Genomic DNA, 13,545 nt, shown 5'->3' with positions numbered 1-13,545 from the left:
GGAAAGCGCACGCTGCCTGATTCGGCAGCGGTATGTCGTAAAGGTCACACGGCGCAGAGCTGTGGGAGCTTGGCTGTCTTTGAGAACGATGCCTAGGTTATGGCCATCAAGACAGTTGCTCCCACATTTGATCTGCTGTGTTCTACAGGCCGTGCACTAGGTTTTGCGCGGGTGCAGGCACTCTATCGAGCGGTCGACCATGGCTTTGGCGATTTCCAGCAGGTGCCATACGGCTAGCACTTTGGCGCGGTCGGGGCTTTGCAGGTGTTCGCCGCAGTCGAGCGCGGTGGCCGAGGCGCTGTGCAGTAGGTCGGCGGTGTAGAGCAGGGAGTCTTCGAAGCTGATGTCGTCGCTGATGGCGTAGAAGTTGGTCGACGGTTGCGGCGGGTCGGTCGGCAAATAGTGGTCGAGCGCTCGGTTGAAGGCGGCGCGGTCTTTGGCTTGGTCACGGGGTGGATCGGGGACGATCTTGAACATGGTGTAGCTCCTATTACCTATGGAGCCGGTCCTTCGCGACTAAACGAAGGGTGGCGGCTGTACGCAGGTTAGTCGACCGGCAAATAGGCAAAGTCCGGCGCACCCGAGGGCGCCCTGCGCACAGCCACCATGAAACCTCATGAAAGCATGCGCCTATTAATACCGAGCGACTAAACCCGATCGCTGATGAGCAGCGACGGACCGAAGACTAGCCAGCGGTTTCAACAGGCACAAGGCCGAAAGATTCTCTAGGAAACGTCCCGCAAATTAAAGGGATTCATCTTGCTGGCCCTTTACAAACCATGACCGATGCATCGATTCATCTACTCGTTAGCCTGCTAACGGGATAGCCTTCCTGCACCCAAAAGTGGCACATTGTCGCACCTGCACCTGTGCATCCATCTGCTGTACGGAAAACCTCCCATGGCTCTGAGCAATTCCCAGCCCTCCGTGGCTACGACGCCTGCTGCCGGGCAAACCAGCCCGTTGGTGATGCGTGTGATCGGCGCGGTGGCGCTGGCGCATTTGATCAATGACTTGATCCAGTCGGTACTGCCCTCGATCTACCCGATGCTCAAGGCCAATTACGGCCTGACGTTCACTCAGGTCGGCCTGATCACCCTCACGTTCCAGCTCACCGCGTCCCTGCTGCAACCGTGGGTGGGTTATTACACCGACCGCCATCCCAAGCCGTACCTGTTGCCCTGCGGCATGATCTGCACGCTGGTGGGCATTTTGATGATGTCCCAGGTGGGCAGCTTCCCGCTGATCCTGCTGGCGGCGGGGTTGATTGGTATCGGCTCGTCGACCTTCCACCCGGAAGCGTCCCGCGTGGCGCGTTTGGCCTCGGGCGGGCGTTATGGCCTGGCGCAGTCGACCTTCCAGGTGGGCGGTAACGCCGGCTCTGCGTTCGGCCCGTTGCTGGCGGCGGCGATCATCATTCCGTTCGGCCAGGGCAATGTGGCCTGGTTCGGGCTGTTCGCGGTGTTTGCGTTGTTTGTGCTGTATGCGATCAGCCGCTGGTACGCCAACCACTTGAACCTGTTCAAGCTCAAGCAAGGCCAGGCGGCCACCCACGGCCTGTCCAAGCGCCGGGTGCTGAGTGCGCTGGTGGTGCTGGGGCTGTTGGTGTTTTCCAAGTACTTCTACATGGCCAGTTTCACCAGTTACTTCACCTTCTACCTGATCGAGAAGTTCGACCTGTCGGTGGCCAGTTCCCAGCTGCACTTGTTCCTGTTCCTGGGGGCGGTGGCGGCGGGCACGTTCTTCGGTGGGCCGATTGGCGACAAGATCGGCCGTAAGGCGGTGATCTGGTTTTCGATCCTCGGCGTTGCGCCGTTCACCTTGCTGCTGCCCCATGTGGACCTGTTCTGGACGAGCATTCTGAGTGTGGTGATCGGCTTTATCCTGGCCTCGGCGTTCTCGGCGATTGTGGTGTACGCGCAAGAGTTGGTGCCGGGCAATGTGGGGATGATCGCCGGGGTGTTCTTCGGTTTGATGTTCGGTTTTGGCGGGATTGGCGCGGCGCTGCTGGGCCACCTGGCAGACCTCCACGGCATCGAGTACGTGTACACGCTGTGCTCGTTCCTGCCGCTGTTTGGGGTGTTGGCGATTCTGTTGCCGCGTACCAAAAAGGCCTGATCTCAGGCGATCAAGTCGGGCAGATATCCTTGCTGCCCAACGCTTGCGTTCAACGGTAAATCAACTGCTCCTGCGAGGGTGTCGGCGTTGCGCCGGTGCCCTGATTTACGGCTGCAGCGGGTTGTAGGTGGCCCGCTTCAGTTGTTCGCGCGCCCGGGACAAACGTGAGCGCACGGTGCCAATGGGGATGTCCATGGCGTCGGCGGTGTCCTGGTAGCTGCCGTCGGTCTCCAGCGAGGCGTACAGCGTTTTGCGCATTTCTAGCGGTAGATTTGTGATCGCCCGCAGGGTTCTTTCGAGCTTGCGGTTGACCTCGAACTGCCAGTCCAGGTTGTTGTTTTCTTCCTGCCCATGCCACAGCGCCTCATCGAATTCGCAATGCACCGGCTTGGCGTACATACGCCGGAAGTGATTGCGGATCAGGTTCTGGGCAATCCCGCACATCCAGGTACTGAGTGTGGCCTGGCCGCTGAAGCGGTCCCGGTTGCGCCAGGCCTCCAGGTACGTCAGTTGCAGAATATCGTCTGCGTCTTCGGGGTTGAGTACGCGTTTATGAATGAACCGGCGGAGCTTTTTGTGGTGGTCGTCCGACAGGTTCTGGATGGAGCGGTGCGGGTCAGGTGTAAGGTGAACTAAAACATCGATAGGGATATCCATGGTTTTTTCCTCAGGGTAGACACGGTCGAAATGATTTCGACGGGAACCCCCTTAGCACTGCCTGTGCCAAGCAATAAATATTCATAAGTAATTGATATATATAAGTAAATATCTTGTTTCGGTACTTTTTTGCGCAAGGGTTTGCACAAACCACTGCTGGCTTGTGCCGATCTTTTCAAAAGCCCCCGTATCGCTGATAAAGATGGAACCGTAACGGGGTTGCCTGCCACACACGGATACGAAACTTCCGGTGCTGGCATTCCCCATGAAAGTCGATCCCCCTATTGATGTGCAAAAGCCCCAGCGCCTGGATCAGCCTGCGCTTGCAAGGGTTGATAACCGGCCACCCTCCCAGGCCAGCGCGCCGGCGGTCGGCGACGACCTCGGTTCGCTGTTCAGCCAGGAGGTGGAGCGCAACAGCCGCGCGCTGGGACGGCGGCAGGTCGGGCTGCGCGTTACGCCGGTGGAGCAACTGGCGCAACTCTATGAACAGTTGGGGCACCCGGCTCAGGCAACGCTGGCGACCATCGCACGTAGCGTCCGGGTTCAGTTGTTGGTGAACCCCAGCGTCGACAAGTTTCTGGAGATCACCGGCAATGATCCGGCCCGGGCCTACGTGGTGCTCCAGCAAGTGGCCGCGCAGGCCGATGCCGAGGTGCGCAGCAACGAGGCGAAGCTGGCGCGCGAGGCGCTGGAGAAGCTGGAGCTACGCTACAAGCCGCAGATCCAGGCGGGCCTGAACACGGCGCTGGCGTTGCAAGCCAGCAGTGATGACCCGCAACTGCGCCAGGCGGTGCGCGGCGTATATTACGCCAGCGTGGTCAACCGGCAATCCCTCGCAACCCTGCTGCAGGCGTTGTTGGGGTTGTTTGGCGGCGAGGAGTTTGGCCAGGGGCTGAAGCTGATGCGCCGGGCCCTGGCCGACGATATTGCGGCGCTGACCCCGTCGATCGCCTCGGCCAAATTGCTCACGCTGTTGGTGGGGTTGCGCGGCTGCGACCAATTGGGCGGCATCTTGTCCAATTGCCGGGGCTTGATCGAGCGCCTGGCCCTCACCTATCCCGAGGTGACCCGCGATGCAGTGGCCCTGCTCCAGCGTTTGCTGGGGTATTCGAACACGGGGATTGCAACCTCCGAGATTCTGCGCCTGGCCAGTGAATTGGGCGGCGCCGATGCACTCAATCAGCGGATTTCGCTGAACAGCCTTTACCCGGTGCTCAAGAGCCTGCCGCTGGCGGTGTGGCGTGATAACAAGGGCCGCGAGGACGCCCTCGACAGCTTTTTGCTGGTGATGGACGAGTACGCGCGCACCGAGCGCGGCGCCCGCCAGGGTATGGCCTTGCAGGGCCTTGATGCATGAGCGCATTACGGGTCATCAATGGTGTGCTGCTGAAGGTTGCACAACGTGCCGAGGTCATGGGTGCGGTGGTCATCATGGCCATTGTGTTTATCTTTATCGTGCCGTTGCCCACCTGGCTGGTGGACATCCTGATTGCCCTCAATATCTGTATCTCGTGCCTTTTAATCGTGCTGGCGCTGTACCTGCCGGGGCCGTTGGCGTTCTCTTCGTTTCCGTCGATTTTGCTGCTGACCACGATGTTTCGCCTGGCCCTCTCGATTGCCACCACGCGCCTGATCCTGCTGGAGCAGGACGCCGGCGATATCGTCGAGGCCTTCGGCAACTTCGTGGTGGGCGGCAACCTGGCGGTGGGGTTGGTGATCTTCATGATCCTGACCATCGTCAACTTCCTGGTGATCACCAAAGGCTCGGAGCGCGTGGCTGAAGTGGCGGCGCGGTTCAGCCTGGATGCGATGCCCGGCAAGCAAATGTCCATCGACAGTGATTTGCGCGCCGGCCTGATCGATGGCGAGCAGGCCCGGGACAAACGCGAGCAGTTGTCCCGCGAGAGCCAGCTGTTCGGGGCGATGGACGGGGCGATGAAGTTCGTCAAGGGCGACGCCATCGCCGGGCTGATTATCGTGGTGATCAACTTGCTGGGCGGGTTCTCCACCGGCATGTTCCAACACGGCATGAGCGCCGGCGACTCTATGGCGCTGTACTCGGTATTGACCATCGGTGACGGCCTGATCGCGCAGATTCCCGCGCTGCTGATTTCCTTGACCGCCGGCATGATCATTACCCGTGTGGCGCCGTCCGGGCGCAACAAGGGCGCCAACAACATGGGTGCCGAGATCGCCCGGCAAATGACCAGCGAACCCAAGAGCTGGATCATCGCCTCGGTCGGGATGCTCGCCTTCGCGGCGCTGCCCGGCATGCCGACGATGGTGTTTATCCTTATCTCGCTGATCACCGGCTCCCTGGGTTATTACCTGGTGCGCCAGCGCCAGAAGCAAGAACAGCCAGCGCAAGCGAATGCAGACACGGTCGCCCCGCAAGACAACGGTGAAGAAGACCTGCGCGGTTTTGATCCGTCGCGGCCTTACCTGTTGCAGTACCCGGCCGCCTTGCACGGCAGCGCACAGGTGGCGCAGATCACCCATGGCATTCGCCAGGCGCGCAATGGCCTGGTCACGCAAATCGGCCTGACGCTGCCGCCGTTTGAAGTCGAGTTTGCCCCTTCACTGGCTGACGATGAATTTCGCTTTTGCGTGCATGAAGTGCCGATGATCAAGGCCACGCTTGGGGATCGCGTGGCGGTGGCCCACGACAGCCTGGCTGCTGAGCCTGAAGAAGGCGCCAAGGGGCTGCCGGAGCGCGACGAACAGGACTGGGTGTGGTTGGCGGCCGATGACCCGTTGCTTCACGACGAGCAACTGGAGCGCTTCACCGCAGAGGCCTTGATCATCGAGCGCATGACCCGCGCGATGCTGCTGAGCGGGCCGCAGTTTCTCGGGATTCAGGAGAGTAAGTCGATCTTAAGCTGGCTTGAATTCAACCAGCCGGAGCTGGTGCAGGAGCTGCAACGCATCATGCCGCTGTCGCGTTTCTCGGCGGTGTTGCAGCGCCTGGCCAGCGAGGGTGTGCCGCTGCGGGCCGTGCGCCTGATTGTCGAAGCGTTGATCGAGTATGGCCAGCACGAGCGTGAGCCGGATGCCTTGGCCGACTACGCGCGCATCGCCCTCAAGTCGCAGATTTTCCATCAATACAGCGAAGCCGATGGCTTGCATGCCTGGCTGTTGTCGCCCCACAGCGAAAACGTGCTGCGTGATGCGCTGCGCCAGACGCAGACCGGGGTGTTTTTCTCCCTCGACAACGACAGCAGCGCAGTGCTGGTCAGCCTGCTCAAACAAGCCTTTGCCGTGCGGGCCAAGAGCAAGAGTGTGCTGTTGGTCGCGCAGGATTTGCGCAGCCCGTTGCGGACCTTGCTGCTGGAAGAGTTCAACCATGTGCCGGTGCTGTCGTTTGCCGAGCTGGGCAGTGCCTCCAAGGTGAAGGTGCTGGGGCGCTTTGATCTTGGCCAGGATGATCTGTTGCGCGGTGCGGTGGCATGAGGGCTTGATGATGTTTGAGTTGCGCGTGCTGGATGGCCTGCACCAGGGGGCGGCGCTGCCGTTGTTTGGCGAGCGGTGGAGCATCGGGGCCGCCCCGGACGCCGACCTTTCCCTGTATGACCCGGGCATTGCCGAGCGGCATGTGTGGTTGCGCCTGGCAGACGGGCAATGGTCGCTGCAGGCCGAGCAAGGGCTGGTGCAAAACATCGATGGCCAGCTCGTCGCCCAGATAGGCGACTTGCCACTCAACGTGCCGTTTTCGATTGGCCATATCCGGCTCTGCGTCACTCGGGCCGACCAGCCTTGGCCTAAGGCGCCTGTCGCCTCTGCTCAGCAGGCGTCCCCGCTCAACGAGGTGCCGCCGACGCTGACGTTGTCCTCCATCTCGCGAACGCAGCAGAAGCGCTTGATCAGCCTGGTAGTGGTGGGTGCGGTGATCATCACCGCCATCGGCATCGCCTCAACAGGTGAGCGCCAGGCACAGGCATCGCTGATGCCGCCGGTGATCCGCAAACACGAATTGGGTTCGCCTTACGAGGTGCGCCAGCAGTTGCTCAAGATGCTCGGCGAGCGCGAGTTGGGCCACCGCATCAGCCTGCAGGTGATCAATGGCCAGGTCACTCTCAACGGCGATGTTTCCCGGGACGACGTGGAGCTGGTGTCGCGCATGCTCAGCCGTTTCGGCGAGCAGTTCGATACGCCGGTGCCGGTGCTCAGCCGTGTCAGCGAGCTTAGCGGCGAGCTGCCGTTCAAGATTTTGCAGATTGTCGGCGGGCCCAATGGCCACGTGGTTTTGGACCAGGGCAGCCGGCTGTTTGTCGGCGATGAAGTGGAGGGTTTGCGACTGGTGCTGATCGACAACACCAAGGTGGTGTTCGACGGCGTGCAACGGTTTGAGGTGCGCTGGTGAGCGAGGATATACAAGCCCGCCTTGAGGCCTGGCAGCAACGCCAGTCGAGCGCGCTGGCCAGCTTTGCGCCGGTGGCGGTGCGCGGTCGCATCCAGCGGGTCAACGGCATGTTGCTGCAATGCCGGCTGCCCCAGGCGCGCATCGGTGATTTGTGCCAGGTCGAAAAATCCGTGGGCGATTACATGCTCGCCGAGATCATCGGTTTCGATCAGCAGGATGCCGTGCTCAGTGCCTTGGGCAACCTTGAAGGTGTGCGCGTGGGCGCCAGCGTGCAGCGCCTTGGGGTGCCGCATCGGGTGCGGGTGGGGGACGACCTGCTGGGGCAGGTGCTGGATGGCTTTGGCCGGCCGATTGCGGGCGAGGGGCCGAGTGCCTTTGTCGAGGATGATGCCGCCGACGCAAGCCCGGTGTTGTGCGAGGCACCATTGCCCACCGAGCGGCCGCGGATCAACCGGGCGTTGTCCACCGGGGTGCGTTCGATTGATGGGTTGGTGACATTGGGTGAAGGTCAGCGTGTCGGCCTGTTCGCCGGAGCCGGGTGTGGCAAGACCACCTTGCTGGCCGAGATCGCCCGTAACGTTGAGTGCGATGTGATTGTGTTTGGCCTGATCGGCGAGCGCGGCCGCGAGCTGCGCGAGTTTCTCGACCATGAGTTGGATGACCAACTGCGGGCCAAGGCGGTGCTGGTGTGTGCGACCTCCGATCGCTCCAGCATGGAGCGTGCGCGCGCCGCGTTCACCGCCACCGCGCTGGCCGAGGGCTTTCGTCGCAAGGGCAAGCGCGTGTTGCTGCTGATTGACTCCCTGACCCGGTTCGCCCGGGCCCAGCGTGAAATCGGCCTGGCCGCCGGCGAGCCGCTTGGTCGCGGTGGCCTGCCGCCTTCGGTGTACAGCCTGATGCCGCGCCTGGTGGAGCGCGCCGGGTTGACCCGCGACGGGGTGATCACCGCGATCTACACCGTGCTGATCGAGCAGGACTCGATGAACGACCCGGTGGCCGATGAAGTCCGCTCGCTGCTTGACGGCCACATCGTGCTGTCGCGCAAGCTGGCCGAGCGCGGCCACTACCCGGCGGTGGACGTATTGGCCAGCCTTTCACGGATTCTGAGCAACGTGGCGGAGCCCGCGCATATCAAGGCCGGCACCGCCTTGCGGCGTTTGTTGGCGGCCTATCAGCAGATCGAGCTGATGCTCAAGCTGGGCGAGTACCAGCCTGGCAGCGATGCCCTGACGGACCTGGCGGTGAACAGCCGGCAGGCGGTGGATGGATTCCTGCGCCAGGACTTGCGAGAGCCGGCGCCCATGGCGACGACCCTCGACCTGCTGAAGGAGCTGACCTGCGATGTCCCTTTCTGAAATCGACACCCTGCGGCGCCTGCGCAAGCATCGGGCCGACCGTGCCGAGCGCTCGTTGCGCGCGGCCAAGCGGCTTCAGCAGGCGCTGCTGGTGCAGATCCAGCAGGCACAGGACGCGCTCGAACACACCCGCCTGGAGGAGGCCCGCAAAACTGCAGAGCTGCTGGGCAAGCATCAAGGGCAAGTGATCTCGTTTGGCGACCTAAAGTCCTGGAATGCCCAGGAGCGCACGTTCTCGGCCGACACCCGGCGCGAAGAAGGCCAGTTGCAGGTGTTGCACGGCCAGAGCGAGGAGCAACTCACCCATATCGACAGCGCGCAGCGGCACGCTACCCAGTGTTTGCGCGAGGTTGAAAAACTCCAGGAGCTATCCCTTTTGTTGGTGCAGGAAGAGAACGATGACGCAAGTTCCAGCGAACAAACCTGAGCGCCCGCGTGTGCGCGAGCCGCGGGACGAACGTGAGCCAGGCACGGGGGCGTTTGTGCCCCTGGAGCAGGGGCTGTTATTTACCCAGTTGTTTAGCCGCGACCGTGAGGGTGGTGGCTACGGTTCCTCCCGCACGGCGATGGCGGCGCCCACCGAGGCCCTGATGATCGAAGCCATGGCCGAGCAGTTGGCGCCCCGCATACAAGGTGCCGCGCAGTGGCCGTTGCAGGCGGTGCTGTACCTGCCGCGCCTGGGGCGGATTAACGCGAGCGTGCGCCGCGAACAGGGGGCCTGGAACGTTGAGCTGGAGGCGGAAGAAACGCTCACCGCGCGCTGGCTGCCCGGCGTGCGGCAACGCCTTGAAGACGGCCTGGCCGGAGCACTGGCGCAGCCGGTGCACGTGCATCTGGTAGACGTGGACCCGGCATGATCATGCCGGTGTTGAACGTGCCCGTGGTCAACGCCAACACGGTGGCGGCGCGGCTTCGGCTGGGGCGCGGTGTGCGCATGCCGTTTCAGGTTTCGGGGCAGCACGGTGAGTTGCTGATGGTGCCGGGCCGGGCGCCGGTGGGTGTCAAGCCGCTGTGTTTCGAGACTGCCTGCGGGGTGCTGGCGTTCGCCGAGCCCGGGCCGCTGTTCAGCCTGCTGGGGGAGTGCCCGGTGACGCTGGCAGAAGCCGGCAACGACCCGGATTCGTGGTTTTGGGAGTTGTTCCAGCACCACCTGAGCCCCGAGGTGCGGGCGTTGTTCGGTTACCTGCGATTGCTGCCCGCCACCGGCAAGTTGACGTTCGGCTGTCGGCTTACGGTGACGCTGGGCGCGTCCCGGGTGGTGGGCTTCCTGTGGATGGCGCCCGAAACCTTGCTGGCGCTGTGCGACGCCGGCTCTTGGCAGCCCACGGCCGGGCCGCTGCCGGCCTCTTTTCAACTGGCGCTGGCGGTGACGCTGGGGCGCCTGCGGCTGCCGATTATCCAGGTGCGCCACCTGCGTGCCGGTGACGTGGTGATGCTGGAACAACCGGTGTTCGACGCGCAGGGCAACGGCCACCTGCGCGTCGGCAGGCACCGGCTGCACGGCTGTATTGACGATGAATCCGGGCCGTTGTGCCTGACGCTTATTTCGATCGAGGAAACGTCCGTGGACGAGGATTTCGCAACACAGCAATACCCGGGGCACGAGGAGGATCAACCCGTGGTGGACGTCTTCGGCCATGAGCCGTTCGACGAGTTGAGCATGGCCCTGAATGTGCGCTGCGGCACCCTCAACCTGACCCTCGGCGAGCTGCGCAACCTGGCACCCGGCGCGGTGTTGGGCATTTCCGGTTACGCCCCAGGCATGGCGGGGCTGTATTACGGCGACCGGCCGATTGGCCAGGGCCAGTTGGTGGAAGTAGACGGGCGCCTCGGGCTGCAGTTATCCCGTGTGATATTCGCCCGATGATGCTCCAGGGGGTCGACCCCCTTGTGCTGGCGGTGTTTCTTGGCGCGTTGTCGTTGATGCCGATGCTGTTGATCATCTGCACGGCCTTCTTGAAGATTGTCATCGTGCTGATGATCACCCGCAACGCCATCGGCGTGCAGCAGGTGCCCCCGAGCATGGCCATCAACGGAATCGCGCTGGCCGCCACCCTGTTTATCATGGCGCCCGTGGGGTACGAGATCGCCCAGAACGTCAAGGCAACGCCGGTGGACATGAGCAACGTACAGACGCTGATGGACACCGGGCTTGAGGCCATCCAGCCGTTGCGCGCGTTCATGCTGCGCAACACCGACGCGGACGTGTTGACCCACCTGCTGGAAAACAGCGCGCGCATGTGGCCGCCTGAAATGGCCCAAAGCACCCAGCGCGAAGACCTGATTCTGTTGATCCCGGCGTTTGTGTTGTCGCAATTGCAGGCGGGGTTCGAGATCGGCTTTCTGATCTACATCCCGTTCATCGTCATCGACCTGATTGTGTCCAACCTGCTGTTGGCCCTGGGGATGCAAATGGTCTCGCCCATGACCATTTCCCTGCCGCTCAAACTGCTGTTGTTCGTGATGGTTTCCGGGTGGTCGCGGTTGCTCGACAGCCTGTTCCTTTCTTACCTCTGAGTGACCTATGGAACCGATCGTGCTGTTCAAGCAGGGCATGCTGCTGGTGGTGGTGTTGTCGGCGCCGCCGCTGATCGTGGCGGTGATCGTCGGCGTGCTGACGTCCCTGGTGCAGGCCCTGATGCAGATCCAGGACCAGACGCTGCCCTTCGGCATCAAGCTGGTGGCGGTGGGCATTATGCTGGTATTGACTGGCCGCTGGATCGGCCTGGAGTTGATTCAGCTGATCAATTTAATGTTCGACATGATCGCCCGTTCGGCATTGAACTGAGGGACTGCGCGTGCTGCTTTATCTCGACTACCTGCCCAGCCTGCTGGTGGCCATGGCGCGGATTTATCCCTGTGCATTCCTGGTGCCGGCGTTCAGTTTTCAGCATATCCGCGGCATGCCCCGGCATGTGATCGTGATGGTCATGGCGTTCATTCCGGCGCCCGGTATTCATGCAGTGATGAGCGGCCAGGATTACTCGGCGCTGATGATCAGCGGGCTGGTGCTCAAGGAAGCCGCCCTGGGCTTTTTACTGGGGATTTTGCTGGCCATGCCATTCTGGATGTTCGAGTCGGTGGGCGCGCTGCTGGATAACCAGCGCGGTGCCTTGGCGGGTGGGCAGCTCAACCCTTCGCTGGGGCCGGATGCCACGCCCATCGGGCACTTGTTCAAGCAGTTGGTGATTTACCTGCTGATCGCCGTGCTGGGGCTGAGCGTGTTGACCCAGGTGATCTGGGACAGCTACCTGATCTGGCCGGCCACCGCCTGGGTGCCGCTGCCGGCCATCAATGGCTTCAGTGTTTTCCTCGGCGTGCTGGGCGATACCTTTACCCACATGATGCTGTACGCCGCGCCGTTTATTGCGGTGCTGCTGTTTCTGGAATTCGGCTTCGCGGTGCTGGGCCTGTACAGCCCGCAGTTGCAGGTTTCTACCTTGGCAACGCCGGTCAAGAGCCTCGCCGGGCTGGGGATTCTGCTGCTGTACTTTCCGCTGTTGCAGGATTTGATCGTCACCCGCATGGCGCAGCTGGCAGACCTCAAGCACTCCGTCGGCCTGATGTTTCAGGGCGTGGCACCATGAGTGATTCGGGAGAGAAAAAACACGCCGCCACCCCCAAGAAACTCAAGGACCAGCGCAAGAAAGGCCAGGTTGCGCAAAGCCAGGACGTCGGCAAGTTATTGGTGCTGACCGCCTTGAGTGAGATCGCTTTGTTCACTGCTGAAACCAGCATGCAGCGCTTCCAGCAACTGATGATGCTGGCGATGTCGGGCATTGGCCGGCCCTTTGTGCGGGCCCTGGAAGAAGTGCTGGTGGAAGGCCTGGTGATGTTTTTCTCGTTCGCCCTGTTGATGGCCGGCGTGGCGATTGCCGTGAAGCTGATCAGCAGTTGGCTGCAGTTCGGCTTCCTGTTCGCGCCGCAAAGCCTGAAGCCGGACCTGAACCGCCTCAACCCGCTCAGCCAAATCAAGCAGATGTTCTCGGCCCAATCGGTGATGAACCTGTTGATGGGGCTGGGCAAGGCGTTGCTGCTGACCCTGGTGCTGTATGTGGTGATCGGGCCGTCGTTGGCGGCATTGATCAACCTGGCCACCAGCGATTTACAGAGCTATATCCTGGCGCTGATCACCTTGTTCCGGCACTTGCTGCACGCCTGCCTGGGGTTGTTGCTGGTGTTGGCGCTGATCGACATGACGCTGCAGAAACACTTCTTCGCCAAGCGCATGCGCATGACCCAGGTAGAGGTGATGAAGGAATACAAGGACATGGAAGGCGACCCGCACGTCAAGGGTCAGCGCCGTGCATTGGCCTATCAACTGGCCCAGGAAGAGCCGAAGGTCAAGCTGCCCAAGCTTGAAGAGTCCGACATGCTGGTGGTCAACCCGACGCACTTTGCCGTCGCGCTCTACTACCGCCCCGGGAAAACCCCGCTGCCATTGTTGGTGGACAAGGGCACGGACGCCGAGGCCCGCAAACTGATCGACCGGGCCAAGGCGGCGCAGGTACCGGTCATCCAGTGTGTGTGGCTGGCGCGTACGCTGTATGAGCACAAACTGGGGGCGAACATTCCCCGGGAGACGTTGCAGGCGGTGGCCTTCATCTACCGCACGTTGCGCGAGCTGGATGATGAAGCCAAGCGCGACACCCTGCACTTGCCGGAGCTGGAACAGCGCTAGGCGTCAGCGAGTGCGGTGTACGTCCAGCGCTTCAAGCCTGGCCAGGGACAGCATCCGGCTGACGGTGTCATTGAGGCCAGCGCCGCCCGCCGGTAACGCGTGCCAGATTACCAGCGCACCCTTGGCATCCAGATAAATAAAGCACCCGTCGAACGCCAGCGCATGTTCAAAGCGCCGCTCAAGCACGTGCTGTACTTGCCCGGCCTGCAAGGCCTCGGGTGCTATCTGCAAGGCCAACCCCTGTTGGGTACCGGCCTTGATCGGCAGCAGGGTAATACCTGGAGAGAGCGGCAGGTGAGCGTCATTGCCACTCACCAGGTTGTCCAGGAACACCTGGCGATGGTGATCATCGTCGGGCAATCCCATGGGGT

15 protein-coding genes are annotated in these 13,545 nt (G+C 62.1%); 12 read left to right on the top strand and 3 right to left on the bottom strand.

The features are described from left to right. Nucleotides 1–156: 156 nt before the first annotated feature. A complete protein-coding gene (locus CEC48_RS23215; RefSeq protein ID WP_088425881.1) occupies nt 157–477 on the bottom strand; it encodes a DUF6124 family protein in 321 nt (106 codons plus the stop codon). Between the two features lie 423 nt (nt 478–900). Between CEC48_RS23215 and CEC48_RS23210 the strand changes: the two genes are divergently transcribed. Then, nucleotides 901–2,118 (top strand): MFS transporter, encoded by a 1,218-nt coding sequence (locus CEC48_RS23210; RefSeq protein WP_088425880.1) that lies wholly within the window; start codon nt 901–903, stop codon nt 2,116–2,118. 105 nt (nt 2,119–2,223) lie between these two features. Here CEC48_RS23210 and CEC48_RS23205 read toward each other — a convergent pair whose 3' ends face one another. Then, nucleotides 2,224–2,775 (bottom strand): RNA polymerase sigma factor, encoded by a 552-nt coding sequence (locus CEC48_RS23205; protein WP_088425879.1) that lies wholly within the window; start codon nt 2,773–2,775, stop codon nt 2,224–2,226. A gap of 265 nt (nt 2,776–3,040) precedes the next feature. On the opposite strand from CEC48_RS23205, the gene sctW reads away from it, so the two are divergent. Genes sctW through sctU form a run of 11 tightly spaced genes read left to right on the top strand, consistent with a single transcriptional unit; the run spans nt 3,041 to nt 13,174 of the window. Then, a complete protein-coding gene (gene sctW, locus CEC48_RS23200; RefSeq protein WP_088425878.1) occupies nt 3,041–4,135 on the top strand; it encodes a type III secretion system gatekeeper subunit SctW in 1,095 nt (364 codons plus the stop codon). Beyond that, nucleotides 4,132–6,228, top strand: a complete 2,097-nt coding sequence (gene sctV / locus CEC48_RS23195; protein ID WP_088425877.1) for a type III secretion system export apparatus subunit SctV — start codon at nt 4,132–4,134, stop codon at nt 6,226–6,228. Before sctW ends, sctV begins: the two co-directional genes overlap by 4 nt. Nucleotides 6,229–6,238: 10 nt before the next feature. After that, complete coding sequence (locus CEC48_RS23190; protein WP_088425884.1) at nt 6,239–7,138, top strand: FHA domain-containing protein; 900 nt, start codon at nt 6,239–6,241, stop codon at nt 7,136–7,138. Further along, on the top strand, nt 7,135–8,493 hold the full coding sequence (locus CEC48_RS23185; protein WP_088425876.1) for a FliI/YscN family ATPase: 1,359 nt from the start codon (nt 7,135–7,137) through the stop codon (nt 8,491–8,493). The genes CEC48_RS23190 and CEC48_RS23185 overlap by 4 nt, the downstream gene beginning before the upstream one ends. Continuing rightward, complete coding sequence (locus CEC48_RS23180) at nt 8,480–8,920, top strand: YscO family type III secretion system apparatus protein (RefSeq protein WP_088425875.1); 441 nt, start codon at nt 8,480–8,482, stop codon at nt 8,918–8,920. The genes CEC48_RS23185 and CEC48_RS23180 overlap by 14 nt, the downstream gene beginning before the upstream one ends. Beyond that, nucleotides 8,892–9,350: a type III secretion system HrpP C-terminal domain-containing protein gene (locus tag CEC48_RS23175; protein ID WP_088425874.1), complete on the top strand. Its 459-nt coding sequence runs from the start codon at nt 8,892–8,894 to the stop codon at nt 9,348–9,350. Before CEC48_RS23180 ends, CEC48_RS23175 begins: the two co-directional genes overlap by 29 nt. Then, nucleotides 9,347–10,360: a FliM/FliN family flagellar motor switch protein gene (locus CEC48_RS23170; protein WP_088425873.1), complete on the top strand. Its 1,014-nt coding sequence runs from the start codon at nt 9,347–9,349 to the stop codon at nt 10,358–10,360. The genes CEC48_RS23175 and CEC48_RS23170 overlap by 4 nt, the downstream gene beginning before the upstream one ends. After that, on the top strand, nt 10,357–11,010 hold the full coding sequence (sctR, locus tag CEC48_RS23165; RefSeq protein WP_088425872.1) for a type III secretion system export apparatus subunit SctR: 654 nt from the start codon (nt 10,357–10,359) through the stop codon (nt 11,008–11,010). The genes CEC48_RS23170 and sctR overlap by 4 nt, the downstream gene beginning before the upstream one ends. Nucleotides 11,011–11,017: 7 nt before the next feature. Further along, complete coding sequence (gene sctS, locus CEC48_RS23160) at nt 11,018–11,281, top strand: type III secretion system export apparatus subunit SctS (RefSeq protein ID WP_088425871.1); 264 nt, start codon at nt 11,018–11,020, stop codon at nt 11,279–11,281. A 10-nt stretch (nt 11,282–11,291) separates the two neighbouring features. Further along, nucleotides 11,292–12,080 carry a type III secretion system export apparatus subunit SctT gene (gene sctT, locus CEC48_RS23155; RefSeq protein ID WP_088425870.1) on the top strand — a complete coding sequence of 263 codons (789 nt, stop codon included), beginning with the start codon at nt 11,292–11,294 and terminating at the stop codon, nt 12,078–12,080. Then, a complete protein-coding gene (sctU, locus tag CEC48_RS23150) occupies nt 12,077–13,174 on the top strand; it encodes a type III secretion system export apparatus subunit SctU (protein ID WP_088425869.1) in 1,098 nt (365 codons plus the stop codon). Before sctT ends, sctU begins: the two co-directional genes overlap by 4 nt. 3 nt (nt 13,175–13,177) lie before the next feature. Here sctU and CEC48_RS23145 read toward each other — a convergent pair whose 3' ends face one another. Beyond that, nucleotides 13,178–13,540 carry a transcriptional regulator gene (locus CEC48_RS23145; protein ID WP_088425868.1) on the bottom strand — a complete coding sequence of 121 codons (363 nt, stop codon included), beginning with the start codon at nt 13,538–13,540 and terminating at the stop codon, nt 13,178–13,180. Nucleotides 13,541–13,545 lie beyond the last annotated feature (5 nt).

The sequence above is a fragment of the Pseudomonas sp. K2I15 genome (assembly GCF_002204795.1).
In the GTDB taxonomy this organism is placed as follows: Bacteria; Pseudomonadota; Gammaproteobacteria; order Pseudomonadales; family Pseudomonadaceae; genus Aquipseudomonas.
Note: the sequence above shows the minus strand (reverse complement) of the source record. Positions and strands in the feature narration are given on the sequence as shown.

Bases quoted from the DNA above. Each gene is read 5' to 3' on its own strand.
- CEC48_RS23215 (WP_088425881.1), bottom strand. From the start codon at position 477: ATGTTCAAGATCGTCCCCGATCCACCCCGTGACCAAGCCAAAGACCGC.
- sctR (WP_088425872.1), top strand. From the start codon at position 10,357: ATGATGCTCCAGGGGGTCGACCCCCTTGTGCTGGCGGTGTTTCTTGGC.
- CEC48_RS23205 (WP_088425879.1), bottom strand. From the start codon at position 2,775: ATGGATATCCCTATCGATGTTTTAGTTCACCTTACACCTGACCCGCAC.
- sctV (WP_088425877.1), top strand. From the start codon at position 4,132: ATGAGCGCATTACGGGTCATCAATGGTGTGCTGCTGAAGGTTGCACAA.
- sctW (WP_088425878.1), top strand. From the start codon at position 3,041: ATGAAAGTCGATCCCCCTATTGATGTGCAAAAGCCCCAGCGCCTGGAT.
- CEC48_RS23145 (WP_088425868.1), bottom strand. From the start codon at position 13,540: ATGGGATTGCCCGACGATGATCACCATCGCCAGGTGTTCCTGGACAAC.
- CEC48_RS23190 (WP_088425884.1), top strand. From the start codon at position 6,239: ATGTTTGAGTTGCGCGTGCTGGATGGCCTGCACCAGGGGGCGGCGCTG.
- sctS (WP_088425871.1), top strand. From the start codon at position 11,018: ATGGAACCGATCGTGCTGTTCAAGCAGGGCATGCTGCTGGTGGTGGTG.
- CEC48_RS23175 (WP_088425874.1), top strand. From the start codon at position 8,892: ATGACGCAAGTTCCAGCGAACAAACCTGAGCGCCCGCGTGTGCGCGAG.
- CEC48_RS23210 (WP_088425880.1), top strand. From the start codon at position 901: ATGGCTCTGAGCAATTCCCAGCCCTCCGTGGCTACGACGCCTGCTGCC.
- CEC48_RS23180 (WP_088425875.1), top strand. From the start codon at position 8,480: ATGTCCCTTTCTGAAATCGACACCCTGCGGCGCCTGCGCAAGCATCGG.
- CEC48_RS23170 (WP_088425873.1), top strand. From the start codon at position 9,347: ATGATCATGCCGGTGTTGAACGTGCCCGTGGTCAACGCCAACACGGTG.
- sctU (WP_088425869.1), top strand. From the start codon at position 12,077: ATGAGTGATTCGGGAGAGAAAAAACACGCCGCCACCCCCAAGAAACTC.